We start from the raw sequence: 22,046 nt of genomic DNA, 5'->3' as shown, positions 1-22,046 counted from the left end.
AGCCCGGTCCAAGGCAATCCAGAAAACTCATATTTAATGCATTAATTTCAATACCTTACACAAACCCTTACTCCAAACATGTCCAGTACTGTCCATCAACAGCCCCCTCCAAATGGCATACTGGATGGCATACCGGAAACACCAAAGAACTCATGTCACTTCTCACCGATGTCAAAGCACGAAGCATCCTTCCCGGAAGTCGCGCAGTACCTCATGGAGCCGTCACTGGCCTGAGCCTCCTCCCCTCATCGACCCTGAAGGGCCAAGGAAAATGGGTATTTCGATACGTCAGCCCCTCGACTGGGAAACGTAGGAACGCTGGGTTAGGCGGCTATCCACAAGTCACTATTGCCGCAGCAGGGAAGCTGGCTCGAGAGATGCGAGACCTGATCGCGACGGGACAGGACCCCTTAACAGTGAAAGCCCTGGAAGCCACCAAGCTCCAGATACCGACCTTTAAGGAGGCTGCGACACAGGTCCACACCGAGATGAGGCCTGGCTGGCGGAATGACAAACATGCCCAGCAGTGGATCAACACACTGGTCGAGTATGTCTTCCCAAAAATTGGGAGCCTGCCGATCGACCAGCTACAGCCTCGGCACATCGCCGAAGTCCTACGCCCCATCTGGCTTGAAAAGGCCGAAACTGCCTCACGCGTTAAACAGCGTATTCATGCCGTAATGGCTTGGGGCTGGGCGCACGGTTTCAACCAAGCTAACCCCGTGGATGTGGTCAACCACTTGCTCCCTCAGCAACCCAGCAAGACGATCCGCCAAGAACACCAGCCCGCAATGCCTTGGCAGGACGTCCCCACATTTGTCGGAGCGGAGTTGGCAACCGCGGGTGAATTCGACGTGACCCGCCGCGCGTTGCTTTTTCTGATCCTGACGGGCGCCCGCTCCGGCGAGGTCCGAGCCATGACTTGGAGTGAGGTGAATCTACGTAACGGGCTATGGATAGTTCCAGCAGACCGAATGAAGGCTAGACAAGTTCACAGAGTTCCACTCTCCAAGCAGGCAGTGGCCTTGCTCCAACAGCAAGTCGGCCATGACGACGAACTCGTATTCCCATCCATTCAAGCCCGAAAGGTACTGTCAGATATGACTCTGACTGCCCTATTACGTAGACTCTCGGCCCCCAGCGATTCAGAGAGCCGAGTAGCCACAGCACATGGATTCCGCTCTAGCTTTCGCGACTGGTGCAGCGAAAAAGGATACGCCAGGGACTTGGCTGAGCGCGCTCTAGCTCACACCGTTAAAAATCAGGTTGAGGCGGCATATCATCGAACCGACTTACTGGATCAGCGACGACCGATGATGCAAGCGTGGGCTGACTACATTCAGCCAGAGCAATAAAGCTGAAAGACTGGCCAAGGCTTTCACGAATTGCAGCTAAAACTCTATTGGGGAATGTCCGCCATTGAGAATCTGTGCGATTCACCACGTAGCAGTTATATGTAGACGGGGCGAATATCCGCTTGGGCGCGATTAGCGTCCACAGCTAAGAGTGCCGGTACATCAAAGAATCCGGACAATCCGAGCTGCGCCGTCTCACACGCAAGGGACAGCTCGCGACATGGTTTTGGGAACGGCCCAAAGCGGCTGCGAGCGAGTCAACTGGATCGCCAATGGCTTTTATCAATGAAATGCGCGGCCTGGTCAGTTTGGCGCTCCCAATACATTCCGGACAGAGCTAGGCTCCGCCGGAATAACCTCGGGAGGCGGCCATGTCTGCAAAGGCCAAGTCATCAGCAAGACCCAGCGAGCTTATAACCTCATCGATTCTCTCCGAGGTGAGTTCAGCATCCAGATGACGTGCCGTCTGCTCGGGGTTGCTCGAGCAGACGACAACTCATGACGGGAACATCTTTTTCCGATCAAGCTCAGGATGATGCGGTTGTTTCGGCTGATCCGCGCGTCGCTTCGCTAGCACGGCCCCTACTTCACCGAGGGTGTTCCTTGGCCTGCGAAAGGTAGGAGAGACATGCATCAAGCACTCTGCTGCACGCTTGATGCGACAGAACAGGTTGCAGGCCTTGCACGGTCAGCGTGTCCGAACACCGCGCCCTGAACGCAGGAGCTTTCGACTCTCCCTCCGCAACCCAAATCCCCAACTTCGCCTGGAGCATCCCCGCAGGCGCATGCACGCAAGCAGCTCTGGGACCTCCGACTAGGCATTCAAGGCTGAGATGGATTCCACTTGAAATCTGGCTTTCACTCGATATTCCAAATAGACTGAGGAGGCGTCTCATCAACAAGGAACGACCATGGAAGAAGTGAGTTATCCCAAAGCTGGACCGAGCATTGAAGCGAACGTAGGGGATGGGCACTGGCGAAAGGGGCCCTCGGATACGCTGCCGCCTCCGGACACTGTTGGACCCTATATGCGCAACCGCCCCCTGCCTGTGGATCAAGTGGAAGGCAGGAAAGCATGGATCATCGGAAGTGGAATCGCGGGTCTGGCCTCTGCCTTTTACTTGATCCGCGACGGGCGGATGAAGGGGCAGGACATAACCATCCTCGATGCCGTGGGCACTCCAGGCGGATCACTGGACGGCTCAGGGAACGCCGAAGATGGCTACCTGATCCGAGGCGGGCGCGAGATGAACTGGAACTACGATCACTTTTGGGATCTCTTCCAGGACATTCCCGCGCTGGAGTACCCGTCCCCTTACTCGGTCTTGGATGAGTATCGGGCGGTGAACGACAATGATCCTAATTGGTCCAAGTCCCGATTGATGCACAAGCAAGGCCAAATTCGGGATTTCAGCACCTTGGGGCTTTCTTCCGCCCACCAATGGGAATTGATCAAGCTTCTCCTGAAGCGCAAGGAGGACCTCGATGACATCACCATCGAACAGTACTTCAGCGATAGCTTTCTGGAGACCAACTTCTGGTACCTCTGGCGCTCGATGTTTGCGTTCCAGAACTGGCAAAGTCTGCTGGAAGTGAAGTTGTACATGCATCGCTTTTTGGATGCAATCGACGGCTTGACGGATATGTCAGCGCTCGTGTTCCCAAAATACAACCAGTACGACAGCTTCGTCGTCCCCCTGGTCAACTACCTCAAGGGCCAAGGCGTCAACGTAGAATTCGGCACGCGCGTCTACGACCTGGACATGACGGACAACAACGGCGAGCGTACCGTGACCTCCATTCTTGCGAAGGTAGACGGGCGGGATCAGAAGATTGACATCGGCGCGAAGGACGTGGTTTTTGCCCTGACTGGATCGATGACGGAGGGTACAGCCTACGGCGATCTGGATACTGCTCCCGACCTCACTCGAGCCACCACGCCCCCTGGCGACTCAAGCGATTGGGCGTTGTGGCAGAACCTGGCCAAGAAGTCCCACGTCTTTGGTAAGCCTGAAAAGTTCTGCGGGCAACCCAGTCGCTCGATGTGGGAGTCTGCCACCCTGACGTGCAAGCCTTCGCCGTTGACCGAGCGCCTCAAAGATCTCTCAATCAATGACCCTTATTCGGGAAAAACGGTGACCGGTGGAATCATCACCTTTACCGACTCGAACTGGGTTCTCAGCTTCACCTGCAATCGTCAACCGCATTTCCCCACACAACCAGACGACGTACTGGTGCTTTGGGTCTATGCCTTGGTCATGGACAGCAAAGGCAACCATGTACTAAAACCAATGCCTGAGTGTACGGGCCGCGAAATTCTTGCTGAGCTTTGCTACCACCTCGGCATTGTGGATCAGGTGGATGAAGTGGCCAGACAGACCAAGGTTCGCCTTGCCCTGATGCCATTCATCACGGCTCAATTTATGCCACGAGCTGCTGGAGATCGACCGCGTGTTGTTCCAGCCGGGTGCACCAATCTCGCTCTGCTGGGCCAATTCGTGGAGACGTCTAATGACATCATCTTCACCATGGAGAGTTCCGTCAGGACTGCGCGGATTGGCGTGTACACGCTTCTGGGGCTACGAAAGCAGGTCGCCGATATCAGCCCCACGCAATACGACGTCCGAAATCTGATCAAGGGTGCTCGTGCCCTGAACAACAACGAGCCGTTCATGGGCGAGCGGCTGCTCCATCGACTGCTCGACAACACCTACTTCGCCCACATCCTCCCGCCGCTGCCAGCAGGAGACGGTGGATCCAGCGATCAAGCGGCAAGCTCGCGTATGAAGGCCAACCACACTGCGGCGGCGGCACTTGGAGCGGTGTCTGATTGGATCCATCATGTTCGGGATAAACTGAAGCCGGGCGCCTGATAGCAAGCCGGGCCTAGCAAGGGGAGGCGGCCAGAGCCCCTCCCCTTTTTACTTTCCATATGAACGCCGATGCCATGCGCAAGACACGTGAACAGAACCAACTCGAGACCCGCGAAAAGCTGATGGCTGCCGCCGCAGAATTCATCGCCAAGGGAGGCATTGGGGCGCTGTCGCTGCGTGCAATTTGCGAGAAGGCCGGCTACTCCCAAGGGGCTTTCTACTCGAACTTCTCTAGCCGCGACGAACTGCTGTTAGCAGTAATGGCTGACCACATCCACGTAGAGATAAACGCCCTCTGCGAAATCATCCGATCGATGGCTCACGCCGGGCATGAGGCGCTGATATCTCGACTTGCCATCCACTTGAGCAACTTGGCCAGCCAAACGCACTGGTCGCTGCTTGCAATGGAGTTGCAGCTTCACGCCCATCGGGATTCGGCGTTTGCCCTGTCCTACACTTCGGCCAAGTTTGGCTACCACACAGCGTTCTCAGAACTCATTCGAAGCATTGTTGACTCACAACACCTGAACACGCCCATCCCTGTGAATCAAGCCGCTGAAGGGCTCTACGCGCTCTGGTTTGGACTCATCCTCCAGCAGATTCCGACAGCCGCCCCGCGAGAAGACACCTTCTTGGCATTCTTGCGGGTCGCTCTAGGAATAGCCAACTAAGGCGCCTACACAGTAGCGGTGGTTCATCGTCAACGGGCCACCAGGATGCGCCGATGACCCACCAGCACACGTTGAGTGCTAGATCTTTCGATGATCCGTTCAGCCAATGCTGCGAAGGGCTACAACCGGAACACACGCCGCCTTGAGCCCAGCACGGCTGCCGCCAAGGGGAAACCAATGAACCCGGTGTTCGCATACGAGGCATTGAGCCCGTCGATGCTGGCGTCGGCCAAAGCGTGACCGCTGCACCTGCGCAGAAGCACCGTTGCGACAAACACCGCCGCCGTGCCACCGCCGAAACTCAGGACAAACCCGGGGTGCCAAAGCTCACGCCAGTGCGCATTGGCCACCACATCAAACAGGAGGGCCGGCAATGCCAAGTACACGACGAAGCGATTGAGCTCGCTCGTGGAGTGCGGACCGAGCGCCCCCGTCCGGCGAGCTAGCCAACCGGCGAAGACTAGAGCAAAAATCGGCAAGACAATCGCCAAAACTGAAAACATGGATATGAATCGCCCAGGCTTTTGTAGACACTCTTCAGCCGTTTAGTGCGTACTGCCGTTCAAACTCTATCGGGGACAGGCCGCCATTGGAACCGTGTCGCCGTGTCGGGTTGTAAAACATCTCGATGTACTGGAAGACATCGGCGCGTGCCTCGTCGTGATTGCTGTAGATCCGCCGCTTAATCCGTTCGCGTTTCAACAGCTGGAAGAAGCTCTCCATTGCTGCGTTGTCGTGGCAATTTCCTCGTCGGCTCATGCTGCATACGATGTCGTGCTTACGCAGGAAGCACTGCCAGTCTTCGCTGGTGAACTGCGTTCCTTGGTCAGAGTGCAGAAGCAAACCTGGAGCGGGTTTGCGCCTCCAAACCGCAGCGAGCAGCGCTTGCAGAACCAAGTCGGTGTGCTGCGTGGGGCGCGTCGCCCAACCCACCACCTGGCGTGAGAACAGATCGAGCACAACGGCTAAGTACATGAAGCCGTCGTAGGTTCGGATGTAGGTGATGTCCGTTACCCATGCGCGATTCGGTTCACTTACTTTGAAACCGCGCGCCAAGACGTTCTTTGCCACTGAGCCCACGGGCCCACTCAATGGGCGCGGTCTACGGCCATAGCCAACCATCGCCCGAAGCCCTTCGTTCTTCATCAATCGCGCTACGCGATGCCTGCTACACGTCTCCCCTAGCTCGCGAAGATCCGAAGTGATCTTGCGATGTCCGTAGACCGAGCCACTCTCAAGCCAGCTGTGCTTGATCAGTCCAAGCAGTCGTTGGTCATCCCGTTCGCGGGGGCTTATCGGGCCTCGAAGCCAGGCGTAGTAACCGCTGCGATGGACACTCAGTACCCGGCACATGGCTGCCAACCCGAACTGATCCACATGGCACTTCATGAAGGCGTACTTTGCTCTTACCCCTTGGCAAAGTACGCGGCGGCTTTTTTTAGGATGTCTCGCTCTTCAGTGACGCGACGCAACTCAGCCTTAAGTCGACGAACCTCAGCGTTCTGGTCCTGCTCAACGCGACGCCCCACCTCTCCCTGGCCGTGCTGACGTCTCCACCCATACAAGCTATGGACCGACACACCTAGTCGCTCAGCCACCTCAGCTACCGGTCGGCCGTACTCGACAATCTGTCGAACCGCCTCGATCTTGAACTCATCCGTGTAACGCTTCGTGCTCATAACCACCTCCGCCTAAGCCATAGTTTATGGCTGCGAGGTGTCTACGAAATCCTGGGCGATTCACCCTCGCCGGCCACTTCCCATCCATCAGCGGTTTGCCACGCACCAATGCACCCCAGAAACCTGCCTTGCACTGTATCGGCTCAGCCCTGCCCACGAGCCCCGCGCTGCCAATCAATACATCCAGGGTTCTTCCGTCATGCTGCATCGCCTAACTGCTTCAATGCTAAGAGAGCAATCTCATCCATGAAAAAGCCCAACGAAGCCCAGAACACCAAGCGCTTCGAGTTCAGTGAAGATGCGATCGGTATCGGTAACGAAACAGCGACACTTCGGGAGCTTCTGGACGAGATAGATTCAGAACAGGAGCCTGGCTCATGCGAGGTCAACCTCGATAGTCTGGAAGCAAATTTGGAATTCGTCGGCCTTTTCACCGGCCGGGTCTACGCAAGCCTTTCAGAACCACTGCCCCTACGTACCCTCAAGACGATCAAACTTCTATACCAAGTGAACAAAGGCTTGGGTACGCAACTTTTCCGCCACCTTCGATCACCTCAACAAGGCGAAAGAGCCACTTTGGAGGTCCCACTCACCGGCGTTAAGTCGCGCAACCAAATTGCCTCAAAAGCCTTCTCCACAATTCTACCCAAGCTCTCCTTGGAAATTTCCCAAGAACGCCTAGACCATATCCAAACATCCCTACCCTCTCTAAGTAACCTGCTAAGCACCATCACCCGCGAAGAAGAGAGAATAACCCACCCCTTCAAAGCCAAAGCCGAGCTGTCGCCCCTGCTCGTTCAGCATGGAATTAGTAGCTTAGCAAGCGCCATCAACCTTCATCGTCCGCCTTCGTACCGGCACGCATCCACGCCCCTAAACGAAGCGCTTTACACACACATTCTCAAGCTGCCTTTTCTACACTTTGCAGCAGAGCGTAGAAACATCCTCCAAATAGCAAAACTTTCTAGGGCAATGCCGCCGATCACCGCAGACCTTGCGCGGTTCTGCAGCAATCTATCGAAGAGCATCGGAGTACCCATAACACCTCGAACGCCCTTTATGTCGGTGGAAGCATTCCCTGCGTTCACAAGCGAAAACCGATCCGAGCTCGCGCTACTTGTTGCAAAGGCGACAGGCATACCAACCAAACCAGCACAACTGCTGGAGAAGCAGAGCGCTTCTTCCAAAACTCTGTACTCCTACATTTTTCATCAAGGTGGCAGAGCGCGACTCAGCGATATCTGGCTATCGGCCTCCGACTGCGTCGCAGCACTATGCACAGTTCGCCAACTACGTACCCGGTCCGAGAAAATCTCGTACACGCCATCATGGATAGGCCAAACCTCTGATGAAATCAGTAGCTACATCCTAGGCCAACTGGATGAAAGTCGAAGTATTGAAGAGCTCCACATCGAGGACTACATTCCGCATGGCACGTTACAAGTGATTTACAACCGGTTCTGCGCGATCCATGCAGCCATCCTTGGCAGATTGGACGAGCACGAAGCTTGGCACCGATTCCGTCTGGCACGATTGGAAGCATATGCCAGATGCCTTGGGACACCTTCAATTGACTCCATTGACGGTGCAGTCCGGAACCTAAACGACTACTGCGATTCCTTGGCGGAACTGATCGCAAACCAATACCTTGCGTGGAATCCGGCACCCTTCGGGGCCGCGGGTTCTCGGCAGTAACGAAGATAACCAGCAGCGAACAAGATGCTGCAATCACACCCTCAGTCAGCGAACGTCAGGCGGATACTTGCTACGACGCCCGCCCAACATCTCCTTGAGCAGTTGCACGCTGTTCTCCTCCGTTCGCGGTCGGCCGCGCTTGCTCGGCTCTTTGCTACTCATCGTCGACCGCCAGAAGTTGCGGGTCTTATCATTGGTCAGCTTGAGCACGCAGTCCTGCTTGGTCAGATAGTGCAGCGCGGCACGCAGTCCGATCATTTTCTCCCTGTCCTTGAGGGTGAGTACACCCAGTCCGTCATACTCATAGTTCTTTCGATCGCCCCAACAGTTATGGTAACTGCCTGCCGTCGCCCCGACACGAGCCATCCACGCCTCACCGAGCTGCTGAGACAGCCAACCGCCATTCTGCTGCTCGTTGCCCTCACAGATCACCATCAGGTGCCAGTGCATGCCGCGCACTACCCCGTTCTCGCACTTGATGATGAAACCCAAGTAGTCCGGCAGGTGACGCCTGCACCATGCACTGTCGCGCAGCCAGTTCAGGAAGCGGTCAATGTGCTTGTATGCGCCTGGCGCGTCGTAGTACGGACTGTGGTACAGATCAATGCGCATGATCAGCAGCTTTGAGTGGCGCTGCGCCAAGTAGCAGATGTACTCACGAGCGCTGTTGAAGTTCGCCTGCGCTTGCTTGTTCTGTTCACGTACTGCGTTGATGAAGCGCCACGTGCCGCACGCACGACGCACAAACCGGCAGAACCGATCCAGCAAGAGCGCCAGATCCTCTGACTGCAGCCCCTCTCCCATCTTGGAGTGGCGGATGGACCGTGCGTAGCGCTTCATCGCACGCATCAGGACAGTGGTTTCAGGGTTGAACACGTGGTTGATGTATGTTATCGCCCACTCTTGGCGATACAGCGCACACGCACTCACGATCAGCTTCCCCACCTTGGTCAGCATATAAGCGGGCAACGGATCCAATGCCTTTCGGCGCGAAGCCAGCGTGCCGGGCTCCCCCTCGCACCGGAGAGCCTCGTACAGCTCAGCCAACGTTATCGAGGTGAAGTCCTTGAACGCCGTGTCATCGGTACCCGTGAACCAGACAGCTTCCTGGTCGGTGCAGTAGTACTGCTCGGTACCAGGGACTCGCACCAGACCGTTCTGACTCACCACACGAACGCAGGTCTCAACCAGGCGTTCGCGAACCGCTTCTGCCTTAAGAATCTTTTTGACCTTAATCGCCCACGCTGAATCCGGGGCTCCCTTCTGCTTACGATTTTTCATGTTATTTCCGGAATGGAGCACCCCGCCCTGCTCCTGCGGCAATTAGGCGCAGTCACTCGAAAGCGTTGACAGGGAGCGTAAAAGAGATTGACGCAATGAATGACCTCACGCTGACAGCAGCTCGGCAAAAAGCCTTGCCAGCGATGCCAGTCATGAAGTAACCGCAGGTCAATTTTATAAACTTGAAACAGTAACTAACAAGTAGATCGCAAACTAATTGCGGATATATCTACACGGACTAATAGCTGCACGGATGGATTACACAGAAATACAGATCAGCTTGATTACCTCGAAGACAGATTAACTACCCAGATATATAGATTAGATAGATTAGATAGATTAGATAGATAATCTATATATCCGAAATTCAGTCCACGGGAATTCCTTGGAAATTCCCGTACTGAATCCCGCCAGGCACACGCAATTCCTGCTTCAGGCCAATACCTCAACGCTGCCGAGTTAGCGAATCGCTCACTTGAAAGCACGACGCGAGGCGACCCAGGCAAAGATCTCACTCGCTCGCCATGCTACTGCGCGCGCACCAAGCTTCACCGGCTTCGGGAAAGAAGGGTCATAGTAACGCGAGCGCGGATTGGAAAAGGACCAGATCGACGAACGGCCCAAACCGACAGTTACCAGCACCTGTTTCTCGCGCAAAAAGCTATCGGGTGCAGGGGCAATGAAGGCAGGCATCACCGGGTCCTTCGGCTGATCAACCAACGCCACACAATGGTGCTCGCCCGAGGCGGCGTCCGCTACGCGCGCCGCCTCGGGACCCTCTTCTACCTCATACTCCGAACAAGCTTCGGAATTGTCACCCAGGCCACTGTGTTCACACACAGCCTTGCGGCGACGCGTCGGATATCGGGCTGACACATTACTTTTCATAGCTACCTCGCTGTAGTGGACCATGATGTTCACCCGGCGCTGTGGTGTCGGCCGGGTGCGGGTGCAGTAAACCAGGTGCATCGAACTGCTGCCATGGGACTTTTATCAAAGAATTTGCACGTCCCGTTCCCGGCACCCTGCAAAGGGACACTGCCCCGCGGTGCCCCGCGCCTTGCCGCTCCGACCATTCCGCGCAAAATCGATCTCCTGGGACATCTTGACGCCACTCACGTCGCCACCGAGCTTCGCATCGGGACGCCTTCTCAGCTTTTCGTCTACGGGGTTAACTCGGCTTATCCAATATCGTCCAAAACACCATGCATTACGCCAGCGGCGCATCCGGCCAAAACGCGGACCTATTGCCATCTACGCCTGAACGTCTAGCCTGTAGAGGTCCGCTATTTCCGCCGACGGAGTCACCTTTGTTTGAGACACCTCTCCCCTATCCGCGTCACCAGCCGATCTGTCCGATCGATCAACTGCCAGAACCTCTGCTCTCTGCCGCGCTGTATGTCATCACCAAGAAGGACGTGCCCGCAGCAGTGGCCTTGACCGATGCCTTGGGTGCTGCCGGAGCCATCGTTCATTGCGGCTTTGATTGCCAAGCACCGGACGGGGAGGTGCTGCCTGCGACGATCAACACGTGCGCGCTCGCGCCAACCACGTGTGGCAAAGGACGCTCCTACCGTGAGTTTTTCAAGCACTTCATCAGGGCTCACAAGGCCCTGACACGTCAGGGCCGGGGAAAGCGAGTGACTGGGGAAGCTTCAACGACGCCGCCCACTCCTCGCGTAGAAACATTGGTGAGCCAGACCATCAGCTTTCGTCGGCTAATGGAAGTTCTGGATGGAGACGGCATGAACATGACCCTCCAGTGCGAAGACAGTGCGACTCTCTTGGCTACCGATCTGTTCAAGAAGCACCTCAGCGCTCTGACGCAGCTATGGAGCGGTGATCCGCCGCTGGATCTTCAGGTACACAGGGTCAATTTGGTCGCCGCTGACGCACGTTGGAGCATTGGATTTCGAATCCAGCCAGACCTGATATACGACCATTTGGCTCGGCACGGCCGCCGAGAATGTGCCGTGGGTTGGTGGCCGCGCTCCGTTGTGGGCTGCTACGACCCCGAGAGATTCCCAGAGAATGAGTCCTACCAAACTCCTTCCGGGCACTATAGCCCCGACGACTATCATGCCCGGATGGCGGTGCTGGCCTCTCAGATCAATGCCCGTTATGACTCGGGAGACTTCACCCGAACGCCCATTGGGCTGGATATCAATGCTCTAACCTATATGGGGGCCTTGGGCCACTACCTGAAGGAATGGAAAAGGACCGAGTATCGTGACATCGACGGGGCCGCTGGCAGGGCCTGGGAGAACACGCTGCGTATTGCTGTAGTACTTCAGGTGTTTTGTGACCGCCCGGGACCAGTCACGCTTGACATGGTGAAACGCGCCTGGGCGATCATGGAATGGTCACTTTCGCAGTATCGCTGGGTGTTTGTGGACGCGCCCGCGAAGTACTCTGATAAGGCAATCGCAAAAGCAGAGGCAGCCGCCAAAAAGCGCGCAAGAGACTGGACCACAAGAAAATCTAAACCTATTAAAAGGCGGACAACCTGGCAAAATTCCGATTTTATATTAACGTGCCTGGATACCGCCTCAACCCGGGATCGAATACATCGTACCGCCTCATTGGAAGACGTTTTTCTGCTAGCCGACATGCCGAGAAGTAAGTTTGACGCTGCGCTGGAATGGCTGAAAAGCACGAAAGAAGTGGAAGAATTCAATAATGACGGCGAAACCCGACTACGGCGCGTTTCTCATCGCACTTACATGTGGCAACGAAAGCGGGTCGATCCAGACCCGTTTTCCAGCTAATCTGGTAATCCCCCCGCTTTTAGCGGCTGCCAAAAGTGGAGCTATGCGGCCATCGCCAGTTTCATTGCTGGCGTGATGCCGCCGAGCGCCATGTTGGGGCGCTCGTGGTTGTACGTCCATAGCCAGCGCGTGGCCTTGTTCTGCACCTGCTCGATGGTGTCGAACAAGGTCGTGGCCAGCCAGGCATAGCGGACGGTGCGGTTGTAGCGTTCGACGTAAGCATTCTGCTGTGGCTTGCCCGGCTGGATGTGCTCGATCCGGATGCCTTCGCGTTCGGCCCAGGTCAGTAGCGCACCACTGAGGTATTCGGGGCCGTTGTCGCAGCGAATGACCTTTGGCTTGCCGCGCCATTGGATGATCTGCTCCAGTGACCGGATGACCCGGGCCGATGGCAGCGACAGATCGACCTCAATCCCGAGTCCCTCGCGGTTGAAGTCATCGAGCACGTTGAATAGCCGGAAGCTGCGGCCATCAGCCAGCTGGTCGTGCATGAAGTCCATCGACCAGACCTGGTTGATCGTCTCCGGCACCTCCAAAGGCTCCGGCCGCTCGCGCACCAACCGCTTCTTCGGTTTGATCCGTAGGTTCAACTCCAGCTCCCGATAGATGCGATACACCCGCTTGTGGTTCCAGCCAAAGCCCTTCACGTTGCGCAGGTGCAGGAAGCACAGGCCAAATCCCCAGTCGCGATAGGCCGTGGTCAGCCGGACAAGCCAATCGGCAATCCGCACGTTTTCTTCGCTCGCTTTGGCTTGATAGCGGTAGCAGGTCTGGCTGACCCCAAACGCTTGGCAGGCGTGCCGGATGCTCAGCGCCCTGTTCGCCACTGCCCACCTGGCCATCTCCCGGCGTTGAGATGGCCTCACCATTTTTTTGCCATCGCCTCGCGGAGTACTTCGGCGGTCATCTGCGATTCGGCATACATCTTCTTCAGGCGCCGGTTCTCCTCCTGCAGCTCTTTGAGCTGGGACATCAGCGATGCGTCCATGCCGCCGAACTTGCTGCGCCACTTGTAGAACGTCGCAGAACTGATTCCGTGCTCGCGACACAGCTCCGGCACGGGCGTGCCGGCCTCGGCCTGCTTGAGTACCGTGATGATCTGGCTATCGGTGAAACGGGATGTCTTCATGGAACCTCTCCTCGGAAAAGGGTACGAGAAAATTCCACTTTTGGCGTCAGCTAATCTGCGGGGGGATTACCATCTCTACAAACGACGAAGCAGAAAACACCCCGACTAAGACCTACTGGGAACACCCTAATTCGAAAGGAGGAAGGATCGAGCAAGCTCGCTACGACCGGCGGGGTTCCGGCAAAGTCGTCCTGACTTTCTCACTCGATCCTCCCATGAGAATCCAGCGACACTATACATTCATCTGAACCGATCTCTGCCTAGTATGAAGTGTTACCTGTACAGACGCTCGCGTACATTTCCCATCCAAAGCATTTACGTTGGGTAGCGAAGCATCCAAGAGATGCATCATTCAGAGACAGGACAAGAATGCTTATCCTGCAACTTGAACGTGACGTTCTCGGCGATTGACCGCAGATCAATCAGAATGGCAGTTCCGTTAGCTTCGGCTAGCCGATCCGATAAATGACGTCGATCTTCGCCCCTAAATAAAATGTAGTCCTGATAGGGTGGCCAAGTCATGACCAGTGCATCCAAGTGCTGAATTCCTCCACGGAACAGCGGGCGCAAGTCTTCCCTGGAAACGATGGAGTTGGCTTGATCGAAGGTTAGACCCATCTCGATCAGCTGCTTCGCCAGATGCATAAGGCAGAGGTCAGTAAAGCCAAAGCGCTTCCACGTCGCCCGTACAGAACTGACGTTTGGAGCAGAGGCACCCTTTCCCACAAGCGGGATCATGATGCCGCTTCTTCCTAGCAAGCCGCGCTTCAAGTAGCTGCGAAGTCCTTCGTAACCGATGCCCACAATCTTCGCGGCAACGGATGTTGTGACGGTCGCTTCCATCACACACCCCCCAAAACGGTCTTATTGAGACCGATATTGCACCCTGTCATATTTGGTGTCAATGGGACCGAAATTTTGCAGCAGGGCCAGTCCTTCAAGAATGGGAAAGTCCTGGCTGACCCACCTAATCCGCTGACGCAGCATTGGGGCTCCTCTAAAGGAATTCCGCGATGTCACATGAACCGTTCAATGAAGAGGTGATACTGGCACGCTACTTGGAACGCCGGTTTGGCATGGTGCCAGCTGTCCCAGCAGCGCCAAAGACCAAATGGAAGCGCTTGCATGCAAGGATCGCCAATGCCTGGAAGCGATGGTGGCCTCTTGTCGTACCAATCCTCGTCCGACAGTTGATCGCTGCGCTTTTAAAGTGTGTTGGGAAGCTATGCTTAGCTGCGATGTCCCGTTTTCTGACGCACGTTTGATGATCGCCACCTTACTCGCCCCCAGCTACGCGCTCCTGCTATCCCAAACAACTTGCTATTACTGCCGTGACGCCACCCCCACGGCAGCCCTGTGGGTTCCATCCTTTCAGGAGATTGACCTACAAGATGGAGAGGTAGTGACCTCTGACGAGCCGGCACTACTGAAGTCGGTGGAAGCCTTGGACTTACAGACCCAGATCTTCATTCAAGCCCGGGCGCCTTGGCTTCGCTTGACAAGAAGCCGCACGGCGGATTTTGCATACTGGGCCAATCATTGCCAGACATGTGGTGCACTTCAAGGCGATCACTACCTGTTTGGGGTAGATGGGCCCTATGGGCTGAAGAGCGAAGAGCAGCTTATTGCATTGGATAGGTCCGATGGCTTCGGATCGTTGGAAGCCGTTGCTGTCGCGCTGAGATAGACGGCATCTCACCCAGGCGACAGGGCACTGGGCGCGTTCAGCCAGCAGACACTAGCGACGGCTGACTGAATCGCGCACGTGCTCTCCTCATTCGTGTTTGCCAGCTACCTCAGTCAACTTCCCGTTATGAAGAACGTAGCTCACATTTTTCTCCACCGAGGGACAGCAGGTAGCATCACCCGGTCCTTGTACCAGTATCTTCATGACAACCATCCCGCCCTGCACTGCGAACTCCTGAACTCCCTCCCCATAACCCGACACAGGCAGTGAGTCTGCATACGTCAAACCACTACCTTCTTTGAGGAAGACCGCCAGGTGCGTGGCATAACCGTTACCACCATCAGTGGCCTGCAGTACGAACAGCACGGCCTTGTCACTGACACCGTCGCCATTGAGGTCACCCTCGGCGAAGCGCCTAGCTTCTACGACTTCTTCTGACTGATTGAAGATGAAAGCATCTCGAGCCAGGGCTTCATTGATGACGCTCTCATCCGAAGCGGCTGTAGACGTCCCTGCAGTGGTCTGCGACTCTGCTTGCGCAGGTGCGCAGCTAACCGCTTCTGCCTGCACGGGTGTCAAACCCGCCGGCACTTCGCATCCAGCAAGATTGATGTCACCTGCCTGGGTAAGGGTCGCTTCCTTCTCGCAGCCCACCAGGGCTAGTACGGCCCACATGACGCCTACCAACATACCTACCTTCTTCATCGTCTCTCCTGAGATTCTTTGGCAAAAATCAAAGCACGCGCACGCAGCGGGCGTGCATCGGCACGCCCGCTATCCATCCTCTTTACCGCGTCAGTTCCTTTTGTCCGATCCGTCACATACCCAGCAGTCCGGATCCAGTCCGCGAGCTATCTTGTCGGCTCGGATGCTCTCCTGCTCCGCCTGGTACTTCGCTTCGCGCTGGGCCGGCGTCAGCAGGCGTACTTCGTTGTATCGTTTCTCCGCCTCTGTAAGCAGAACTTCCTGCTTGGGCGTCAGAGTGAAATCATCACTTCCCGAAATCGAACGGTGGAGCGCCCACATCTCCGGTTCCGTCAGGTATTCCGTGCCGTCTTGCAGATAATGGGTCTGTGAGACCAGCTTTCCGCCCTCATACAGGCCCCGCTCCGAGACTGCTCCATTCTCTTCCCAGTAGGCTTCCCACAGCCCTACAGGCACGCTGCCTTTGAAGTTGGCTTTTACTTTGACCTGACCATTCAGGTAGTAGCTGATCGCCTCTCCCTCCAGACCGTTGTTCACAGCCGTGGCTTGGTAAGAGAGCTGCCCGGGTTTCTCGGCGAAGTAGATCTTGATTGGCCCTTCCACACGACCGTTCTGCATCGTCAGGATGACGCCAGGACTGCCCGTCTTCGTATGGAACACGGTCTCCCCATCCAGACCGCCGTCAGTCCGCTTGCCTTCGTAGGCGACGACCTGTGACTGCGGATAGCGGCAGGTGTACTGGCCACCTACCAACCCTTCTTCCACCTCCACATCGCAGACATAGTCCAAGTTGCCCAGCAGTGCGGTCATGCTGGTGGTCTGATTGGTGTTGAGATTCTGAAGGATGGTTCTCAGAGAGCCCAGGAGCGGTTCGAGCTGCTTGTGCGGCACACCGGTAACCCGTCCATCAAAGGGTTCATTGGAGCCGGCTTCGTAGATTTTGCCGTTACTCAGCTCTGCGTTGCGCCAGTCCAGGACTGGCTTGCTGCAACCCCCAAGAAGAAGCGCAGCCAGCATGGCTGCAACGTAGTTGATACTTTTCATGGAATTCCTTGTCTGTATGTTCGGGCGGCCGGCATTCGGTCGCCAGAGGTAACGAGCGATACTGTCGACGGCCTACTTCGCGGGCAGGACGTCAGGCGCTATCACGGGTTCCGACACTGGCCCGCAGCAACGAACAGCTGCTCGGCGAAGTCGGACGGTGGGTAACCCTGTCTGTTGATGGCCACCAGGCCCTGCTCGCCGTAGTGATCCTGCAGCTTGTCGATGGCGCATTTGCAGTTGGACTTCGGTGCGCCGCTGCTCATGCAGTTGTCTACGAACTGGCCTCGGACCTTGTCCAACTCGCTGCTGCAGGCACTGAGTGCCAGCACGACGATCACCATTGGGAGAAGTGCTCGTTTCCGAAGAGTCATGTTTATCGCCTCTTCACCAGGACAAGCAGGGCGAAGATCACCACGATCCAGACCACACCGCCGATCAGCTTTCCGAATGACGGAAAGACCACTACGGGCCAGACCAGGCCCTGCCCGAGGTTGTAGAAGAACCCCTTGTAGGCATAGCGCCCCCAGATATCGAAACATATGGCCGCGATCAGCACGGTCACGCCGTATAGGCCTATCAGGTACTTCATGTCATTCCCCTGTTGGTTGAGATCAGTTGGTTTCTTGCAAGTAGTGGCTGACGGCTCTGAACAGTCGTCGCAGGTCATCCGGGTTAGGAATGCTCAAGCTGATGAAGGGCTCGCCCTGGATCCGGATGTGCGCACCGTGGGCGGTAATCTCCGTCAGACAACCCAGTAACCGGATCTCAGCCTGCTCGAACTTGGCCTTGCACCGAATCTGGGTTTCGGTGATGAGAACGCCCTCCCTGGCACCACCGAACACGGTGTCGTCGATGAGCACGACAACGTCCTGGGCCCGCAGCCGCTCCCCGTAGCTGTCCAGAGCGCCCAGGAGCTTTTTCCTTGGGATGTGCGGAGCCACGAACACGCGCTCGAAGGGCTCGTTACTGAACTCCAGCCCTTCTAGTGCTTCTCGGAGTGAGCGGAGCGGTGGAGGCTCTGCGGCCTTGGCCCGCTCCGTCCGGGGGCCTGGATCAGCCGGCCTCGCCGACGCTTGGGTACGGTCGAAGCGCTCGCGTTGGTCCGGGTCCTTGAGGACTGCATAGGCCTTGTTGACGGCCTGCATCTTGGCGGTCGCCCATGCGACGGACGCCTCGTCACCTGCAGCGTAGCGGTCAGGGTGGTACTGGCTCCGCCGGCCCTTGTAGGCCAGCTCAATTTCCCAGAGGGGTGCCTCGGGGCGAACCCCGAGGACTTCGTAGTGGTCCTCTTGTGACATTTGGATATCTGTCAATCCTTAGGCGCACGCGCCTCTTGAAAGGTCTGATTGGTTGCTACGGGATCAGCTGGACAAGACCACCGCCCCAGCATTTGCCATAATGGCAAATGTGATGCGATGATGAAACAGGCAGACTTGGACACCGCTTGCTTCGTGCCGTTTCCATGCCTGCTCCGTCCATTCCAAAATCCGTCTTTGGTCGTCGCCTGCGCGCGGCCCGACTGGAAGCTGGGTTGAGTCAAGCTGACTTGGGGGCCGTCTTGGGCTTGGAAGATTCCAATAGCGCCGCACCACGTATCTCGCGCTACGAGTTGGGGTTACGAGATCCTGATCCCGAGACCGCTGAAGCATTGGCCAAGGCGCTCGGCGTTCCTGTTGCTTACTTCCACGCCACATCCGACGTCTTGGCAGAAGTCATCCTTCTGGTCGCACGTCTTCCAGCATCAAGACAACAAGCCGTTCTGAACTTGATCAAGGGCTACGCAGAAGGCAAGTCCCCTCCTGCGGGCTAGGGGAAGAGTGGGAGATCCTGCTCTTCGTGACTTTGAGCCTCCACCAAGTACCTCCCAGCTCGCAATCTAAGCCCGGTGGCGGCCTCTCTAGCCCGAGCCTTCATGCGCCAGTTTCCGTCGGTAGCTGAGCGCTCTACCTCGCGGGCCTGCCGGTCTAAATCAGCTGCTTTGGCACGAGCTATTGCCGCCCTGGCCGATGACCAGGACGTCTCCGTTTCCTTCATGCTGTTCTCCTAGTATCCGGGCCTTAGATCTGCCCGAGCTGAGCCATCGAGGTCCCTTGGCTTGCCGACACCACAAGGTGGTCGACGACCCTCACCTCCACCATCGCCAATACTTCCTTCAACCGCTTGGTGATGGCTCGATCCGCTGCTGACGGCTCGCAATGCCCGCTAGGGTGATTGTGAGCCAGTAGGACCGCCGCCGCGTTCAGGGCCAAGGCACGTTGGACAACTATCCGCGGATGGATCTCAGCGCCATCGATAGAGCCCGAAAACAGCCGTTCTACGGCGATCAGGCGGTTACGGGCATCGAGGAACGCCACCTCGAAGTGCTCGCGGATCTCATGCCCTAGACGCAGGCGGAAGAACCTGCCGGCAACATCCGGATGTCCCAATAGGAGGCCACTGACCATTGCTCTGCTCTCTAGGATTTCCAATGCTTTGGAGAGGACGGAGCTGTCACGTTCGTTCAAACCGCCAGGTAGCTCTTCCAAGCGTTGCTTCTGCAGCGAGGCGTTCATGCGGCTTCCCCTAGCAGTTCCTTCCACGCCTTCTGCTTGAGCAGTGCCCCCTGACCGAACCAAGCCGCATCCAAGCGGTTCTCCGTACTCTGTGCCCGCCGATGATGGTCCACGAACTCGGTGATGCTGTTGAGCAAGCCAAAGGCCGTGCCTTTACTGGTCCTTAGGCCCGAACCTCTTCCCTGCCCGTCGTACAACGCCCGCACCTTGGCTACAGCCTGCTCGTTCACGACTGCCTTCCCATTCTGAGCAGCCGGATAAGTGAGCAAATTCCGCAGCACCCCATCGACCGAATCAGGGTTTACAGGTGTCTCACAGAGAATTTGCATCCGCTCCACGAAGCCTTGCCAGCCCTCAACCGCAATACCCAACTGGCTCTTGACCCTGTCAGCATCGAAAGCACTGCGGTGCGGGACCTTGATGGCTCCGGTTCGATCCCCAACAGCGATCTGCAGGGTGTTGTTACACACCACGCGAACTGAGGTGAACTGGGCGGTGGTAGCCAGCGTTCCGTCACAGGCCGTAGCCAGAAGAAGGTAGCCATTGACCTGATCTTGACCCTTCAGAGCCACACCCTGCCCAGTACGGGCCAATGCCCAGAACTTACGCCCGCCACGCAGGACACCGGCGGTTTCCAGCTCGAAACCGCTGTAGCGCGTCAGGTCGCGGTAGAACTCAAGGATCTCCCGCGGCTGGACTACTTGATAGCGCTTGGACACCACCGCCAAAGGTCGCTTAGTGTCAGAGCGATAAAGCACCTTTTGCCCGGGAAATGCCCGCACCGGATACTGACCTTCAGCCTCGGCGGCGAATCGCACTTCGGCTTCCTCCAAGGACCAGTCCATGCCGGCGCGTTCGCGCCATACTTCAACGGACTGGCCAGGACCCAACTGGCTTCCGATGCCATGCCAAGGAACCTGGCCGGCATAAGCCATCGTTTCAACGTGATGCATCTCGGTCTCCTTTCATAGACGGCATAACGCACAAGGCCCGAACAATGCCGGGCCCTGTGCGTCTATCTGGATGGTTGGTTTAGTCGTAGGAATCGCGGCCGAACTGGTCGGGGCGGGTGAACGAACAACGGGCTACGGCCGACAAGATGGCCGCAGCCACAATGAAGACGCAGTAGAGGAACTCGGATTTATCTTTCATGCTTAGTACTCGAAGCGATACGCCAATGCGCGGCGCACACGCAAAGCAGGGGGATCCTGCTTCACTGTGGTACTAAGGGTCTGAAATAAGTTTCAATCAAAGACAGCATCTCGATGAGGCACAACATTCAAGCTCGACACGCCGAACGGCAACTCCCGGCCAGAAGCAGACGTTAGGTTGCGCTGCCAAAACGCGCCTCACCGAACTGGCGGCGTTACCACGTCATCGCCCAACCCGCCATGGCAGCCAGTAACACGACCAGGACCGGCGGAGCACGTGCAACGACCAGTAGCCCGAATGCGACCAGTGCCATCGCGACATCCCATCGGTCATGGATCGCGCTCGTCCACACCGGGTCATACAACGCCGCCAGCAGGATGCCGACTATCCCGGCATTGACGCCTGCAATCGAAGCTTGGAGATCCTTGCGGTGGCGCAGGGACTCCCAGAACGGCAGCACCCCCACGAGCACAAGAAGGGCTGGCAGGAAAATGACCACCAGCAGTGCAAGGCCGCCTGCCCAGCCACCCAGCGGCCCCTCGGCCATAGCCCCCAGATACGCTGCAAAGGAGAAGAGAGGGCCCGGCACCGCCTGCGCCGCACCGTACCCGGCGAGGAGATCCGCCGTGCTCACGGTGCCGCTCTGGACGACCGCGGTCTGCAGCAACGGCAGCACGACATGGCCGCCGCCGAAGACCAGGGCGCCAGCGCGGTACACACCCTCCAACAGCACGGCCAAGGGGGAGCCGCTAACCACCGCCCACACGGGCAGCAGAACAAGCGGCAGCACCAGTAGCACCAGTGCCACTGTGCCGGTTCTTCGCGAGACGGGATAGCCGCCGTCTGATTGGCCGGAAGCAGGTTCGATCTTCAGCATCCAGCGACCGAGCAGTCCGCTGAAGATGATCACCACGATCTGGCCGACGACCGAGGGTATGGACAAAGTCAACACAGCGGCAAAAAGCGCCATCCCTGCCCTCAGACGGTCCGGGCACAGGGATCGGGCCATTCCCCATACTGCTTGAGCCACCACAGCAACTGCCACGATCTTCAGGCCATGCAGCCAGCCGGATTCAACGATGCCCTGGTATTTGGCAACCCCCAAAGCGAACAGGATCATCAGCACGGCCGAAGGCAGCGTAAAGCCAGCCCAAGCAGCCAACAGGCCAGACCAGCCAGCGCGGCGCAAGCCCAACGCCATCCCAACCTGGCTGCTGGCCGGGCCTGGCAGTAACTGGCACAGGGCCACCAAATCAGAGTAGCTACGGTCCGTCAGCCAACGGCGGCGTTCGACGAACTCGAGGCGGAAGTAGCCCAGATGGGCGATCGGACCGCCGAACGACGTCAGCCCCAGCCGCAGGAATACCAGGAAGACGCGCCACGCGCTGTCGCTTGTTGTGGGATCGAGCGCCGACATGGACCATGACCTCCTGTGGTTCTCAGCGGCGGCAAGCC

Annotated in this window: 20 protein-coding genes; 6 read left to right on the top strand and 14 right to left on the bottom strand. The window is 57.2% G+C overall.

All coding sequences use genetic code 11. From position 1 onward, the window contains the following. The first annotated feature begins 152 nt into the window (after positions 1 to 152). The 3 genes from BCV67_RS14845 to BCV67_RS14835 all read left to right on the top strand — a co-directional run bounded on the left by BCV67_RS14845 (position 153) and on the right by BCV67_RS14835 (position 4,899). Positions 153 to 1,355, top strand: coding sequence for a tyrosine-type recombinase/integrase (locus tag BCV67_RS14845; protein WP_062168824.1), 1,203 nt, complete (start codon positions 153 to 155; stop codon positions 1,353 to 1,355). Positions 1,356 to 2,266: 911 nt separating this feature from the next. Then, positions 2,267 to 4,228 (top strand): oleate hydratase, encoded by a 1,962-nt coding sequence (locus BCV67_RS14840; RefSeq protein WP_062168826.1) that lies wholly within the window; start codon positions 2,267 to 2,269, stop codon positions 4,226 to 4,228. 74 nt (positions 4,229 to 4,302) lie between these two features. Next, on the top strand, positions 4,303 to 4,899 hold the full coding sequence (locus BCV67_RS14835; RefSeq protein WP_065868229.1) for a TetR/AcrR family transcriptional regulator: 597 nt from the start codon (positions 4,303 to 4,305) through the stop codon (positions 4,897 to 4,899). 119 nt (positions 4,900 to 5,018) lie between these two features. On the opposite strand, the gene BCV67_RS14830 is transcribed toward BCV67_RS14835, so the two are convergent. Both BCV67_RS14830 and BCV67_RS14825 read right to left on the bottom strand, forming a co-directional pair. After that, positions 5,019 to 5,402: an AEC family transporter gene (locus BCV67_RS14830; protein ID WP_062168828.1), complete on the bottom strand. Its 384-nt coding sequence runs from the start codon at positions 5,400 to 5,402 to the stop codon at positions 5,019 to 5,021. A gap of 34 nt (positions 5,403 to 5,436) precedes the next feature. After that, positions 5,437 to 6,578, bottom strand: a protein-coding gene (locus BCV67_RS14825) for an IS3 family transposase (RefSeq protein WP_156455858.1) whose coding sequence is annotated in 2 segments (ribosomal slippage) — positions 5,437 to 6,341 and positions 6,341 to 6,578 — 1,143 coding nt in all. Because the reading frame shifts where the segments join, the coding sequence is not laid out codon by codon here. A gap of 246 nt (positions 6,579 to 6,824) precedes the next feature. Here BCV67_RS14825 and BCV67_RS14815 point away from each other — a divergent pair. Continuing rightward, on the top strand, positions 6,825 to 8,273 hold the full coding sequence (locus BCV67_RS14815; RefSeq protein WP_062168832.1) for a hypothetical protein: 1,449 nt from the start codon (positions 6,825 to 6,827) through the stop codon (positions 8,271 to 8,273). A 45-nt stretch (positions 8,274 to 8,318) separates the two neighbouring features. Here the strand turns inward: BCV67_RS14815 and BCV67_RS14810 are convergent, their stop codons facing one another. Together BCV67_RS14810 and BCV67_RS20560 are read right to left on the bottom strand one after the other, a co-directional pair. Continuing rightward, complete coding sequence (locus tag BCV67_RS14810) at positions 8,319 to 9,554, bottom strand: inovirus-type Gp2 protein (RefSeq protein WP_062168834.1); 1,236 nt, start codon at positions 9,552 to 9,554, stop codon at positions 8,319 to 8,321. A 471-nt stretch (positions 9,555 to 10,025) separates the two neighbouring features. Further along, positions 10,026 to 10,523, bottom strand: coding sequence for a helix-turn-helix transcriptional regulator (locus BCV67_RS20560; RefSeq protein WP_231732377.1), 498 nt, complete (start codon positions 10,521 to 10,523; stop codon positions 10,026 to 10,028). A 341-nt stretch (positions 10,524 to 10,864) separates the two neighbouring features. Between BCV67_RS20560 and BCV67_RS14800 the strand changes: the two genes are divergently transcribed. Continuing rightward, positions 10,865 to 12,322: a DUF3987 domain-containing protein gene (locus BCV67_RS14800; RefSeq protein WP_172837752.1), complete on the top strand. Its 1,458-nt coding sequence runs from the start codon at positions 10,865 to 10,867 to the stop codon at positions 12,320 to 12,322. A gap of 41 nt (positions 12,323 to 12,363) precedes the next feature. Here BCV67_RS14800 and BCV67_RS14795 read toward each other — a convergent pair. The 7 genes from BCV67_RS14795 to BCV67_RS14755 form a co-directional block, all read right to left on the bottom strand. Beyond that, positions 12,364 to 13,451 (bottom strand): IS3 family transposase gene (locus tag BCV67_RS14795; RefSeq protein ID WP_231732378.1). Its coding sequence is split into 2 segments (ribosomal slippage): positions 12,364 to 13,199 and positions 13,199 to 13,451, totalling 1,089 coding nucleotides; the frame shifts between segments, so codons are not numbered across the junction. Positions 13,452 to 13,799: 348 nt separating this feature from the next. Further along, positions 13,800 to 14,294: a hypothetical protein gene (locus BCV67_RS14785; protein WP_062168843.1), complete on the bottom strand. Its 495-nt coding sequence runs from the start codon at positions 14,292 to 14,294 to the stop codon at positions 13,800 to 13,802. Between the two features lie 931 nt (positions 14,295 to 15,225). Beyond that, the gene (locus tag BCV67_RS14775) at positions 15,226 to 15,843 is read right to left on the bottom strand and encodes a hypothetical protein (RefSeq protein WP_062168848.1); all 618 of its coding nucleotides are present in this window, start codon (positions 15,841 to 15,843) and stop codon (positions 15,226 to 15,228) included. Positions 15,844 to 15,933: 90 nt separating this feature from the next. Continuing rightward, positions 15,934 to 16,887 carry a toxin-antitoxin system YwqK family antitoxin gene (locus BCV67_RS14770; protein WP_062168850.1) on the bottom strand — a complete coding sequence of 318 codons (954 nt, stop codon included), beginning with the start codon at positions 16,885 to 16,887 and terminating at the stop codon, positions 15,934 to 15,936. 101 nt (positions 16,888 to 16,988) lie between these two features. Beyond that, the gene (locus tag BCV67_RS14765; protein ID WP_231732379.1) at positions 16,989 to 17,228 is read right to left on the bottom strand and encodes a hypothetical protein; all 240 of its coding nucleotides are present in this window, start codon (positions 17,226 to 17,228) and stop codon (positions 16,989 to 16,991) included. 32 nt (positions 17,229 to 17,260) lie between these two features. After that, positions 17,261 to 17,476 carry a hypothetical protein gene (locus BCV67_RS14760; RefSeq protein ID WP_062168854.1) on the bottom strand — a complete coding sequence of 72 codons (216 nt, stop codon included), beginning with the start codon at positions 17,474 to 17,476 and terminating at the stop codon, positions 17,261 to 17,263. A 22-nt stretch (positions 17,477 to 17,498) separates the two neighbouring features. Beyond that, entirely contained in the window at positions 17,499 to 18,185 is a 687-nt protein-coding gene (locus tag BCV67_RS14755; protein WP_062168856.1) for a J domain-containing protein, read from the bottom strand. Positions 18,186 to 18,349: 164 nt separating this feature from the next. On the opposite strand from BCV67_RS14755, the gene BCV67_RS19670 reads away from it, so the two are divergent. Beyond that, complete coding sequence (locus BCV67_RS19670; protein WP_082746590.1) at positions 18,350 to 18,697, top strand: helix-turn-helix domain-containing protein; 348 nt, start codon at positions 18,350 to 18,352, stop codon at positions 18,695 to 18,697. Between the two features lie 247 nt (positions 18,698 to 18,944). Here BCV67_RS19670 and BCV67_RS14750 read toward each other — a convergent pair whose 3' ends face one another. The 3 genes from BCV67_RS14750 to chrA all read right to left on the bottom strand — a co-directional run bounded on the left by BCV67_RS14750 (position 18,945) and on the right by chrA (position 22,008). Next, a complete protein-coding gene (locus BCV67_RS14750; protein WP_062168858.1) occupies positions 18,945 to 19,439 on the bottom strand; it encodes a JAB domain-containing protein in 495 nt (164 codons plus the stop codon). Then, the gene (locus BCV67_RS14745) at positions 19,436 to 20,392 is read right to left on the bottom strand and encodes a DUF932 domain-containing protein (protein WP_062168860.1); all 957 of its coding nucleotides are present in this window, start codon (positions 20,390 to 20,392) and stop codon (positions 19,436 to 19,438) included. The genes BCV67_RS14750 and BCV67_RS14745 overlap by 4 nt, the downstream gene beginning before the upstream one ends. A gap of 413 nt (positions 20,393 to 20,805) precedes the next feature. Beyond that, positions 20,806 to 22,008, bottom strand: coding sequence for a chromate efflux transporter (gene chrA / locus BCV67_RS14740; protein ID WP_062168862.1), 1,203 nt, complete (start codon positions 22,006 to 22,008; stop codon positions 20,806 to 20,808). Positions 22,009 to 22,046: the final 38 nt, after the last annotated feature.

Source organism: Stenotrophomonas nitritireducens (assembly GCF_001700965.1).
Classification (GTDB): Bacteria; Pseudomonadota; Gammaproteobacteria; order Xanthomonadales; family Xanthomonadaceae; genus Stenotrophomonas; species Stenotrophomonas nitritireducens_A.
The sequence above is the reverse complement of the archived record's forward strand: the minus strand, read 5'-3'. Positions and strand labels throughout refer to the sequence as shown.

What these genes read in the sequence shown, in the direction of transcription:
- BCV67_RS14840 (WP_062168826.1), top strand. Translation starts at nt 2,267, where the DNA reads ATGGAAGAAGTGAGTTATCCCAAAGCTGGACCGAGCATTGAAGCGAAC.
- BCV67_RS14785 (WP_062168843.1), bottom strand. Translation starts at nt 14,294, where the DNA reads ATGGAAGCGACCGTCACAACATCCGTTGCCGCGAAGATTGTGGGCATC.
- BCV67_RS14775 (WP_062168848.1), bottom strand. Translation starts at nt 15,843, where the DNA reads ATGAAGAAGGTAGGTATGTTGGTAGGCGTCATGTGGGCCGTACTAGCC.
- BCV67_RS14765 (WP_231732379.1), bottom strand. Translation starts at nt 17,228, where the DNA reads ATGGTGATCGTCGTGCTGGCACTCAGTGCCTGCAGCAGCGAGTTGGAC.
- chrA (WP_062168862.1), bottom strand. Translation starts at nt 22,008, where the DNA reads ATGTCGGCGCTCGATCCCACAACAAGCGACAGCGCGTGGCGCGTCTTC.
- BCV67_RS20560 (WP_231732377.1), bottom strand. Translation starts at nt 10,523, where the DNA reads ATGCACCTGGTTTACTGCACCCGCACCCGGCCGACACCACAGCGCCGG.
- BCV67_RS14845 (WP_062168824.1), top strand. Translation starts at nt 153, where the DNA reads ATGTCACTTCTCACCGATGTCAAAGCACGAAGCATCCTTCCCGGAAGT.
- BCV67_RS14760 (WP_062168854.1), bottom strand. Translation starts at nt 17,476, where the DNA reads ATGAAGTACCTGATAGGCCTATACGGCGTGACCGTGCTGATCGCGGCC.
- BCV67_RS14810 (WP_062168834.1), bottom strand. Translation starts at nt 9,554, where the DNA reads ATGAAAAATCGTAAGCAGAAGGGAGCCCCGGATTCAGCGTGGGCGATT.
- BCV67_RS14750 (WP_062168858.1), bottom strand. Translation starts at nt 19,439, where the DNA reads ATGAACGCCTCGCTGCAGAAGCAACGCTTGGAAGAGCTACCTGGCGGT.
- BCV67_RS14770 (WP_062168850.1), bottom strand. Translation starts at nt 16,887, where the DNA reads ATGAAAAGTATCAACTACGTTGCAGCCATGCTGGCTGCGCTTCTTCTT.
- BCV67_RS14755 (WP_062168856.1), bottom strand. Translation starts at nt 18,185, where the DNA reads ATGTCACAAGAGGACCACTACGAAGTCCTCGGGGTTCGCCCCGAGGCA.
- BCV67_RS14835 (WP_065868229.1), top strand. Translation starts at nt 4,303, where the DNA reads ATGCGCAAGACACGTGAACAGAACCAACTCGAGACCCGCGAAAAGCTG.
- BCV67_RS14745 (WP_062168860.1), bottom strand. Translation starts at nt 20,392, where the DNA reads ATGCATCACGTTGAAACGATGGCTTATGCCGGCCAGGTTCCTTGGCAT.
- BCV67_RS19670 (WP_082746590.1), top strand. Translation starts at nt 18,350, where the DNA reads ATGCCTGCTCCGTCCATTCCAAAATCCGTCTTTGGTCGTCGCCTGCGC.
- BCV67_RS14830 (WP_062168828.1), bottom strand. Translation starts at nt 5,402, where the DNA reads ATGTTTTCAGTTTTGGCGATTGTCTTGCCGATTTTTGCTCTAGTCTTC.
- BCV67_RS14815 (WP_062168832.1), top strand. Translation starts at nt 6,825, where the DNA reads ATGAAAAAGCCCAACGAAGCCCAGAACACCAAGCGCTTCGAGTTCAGT.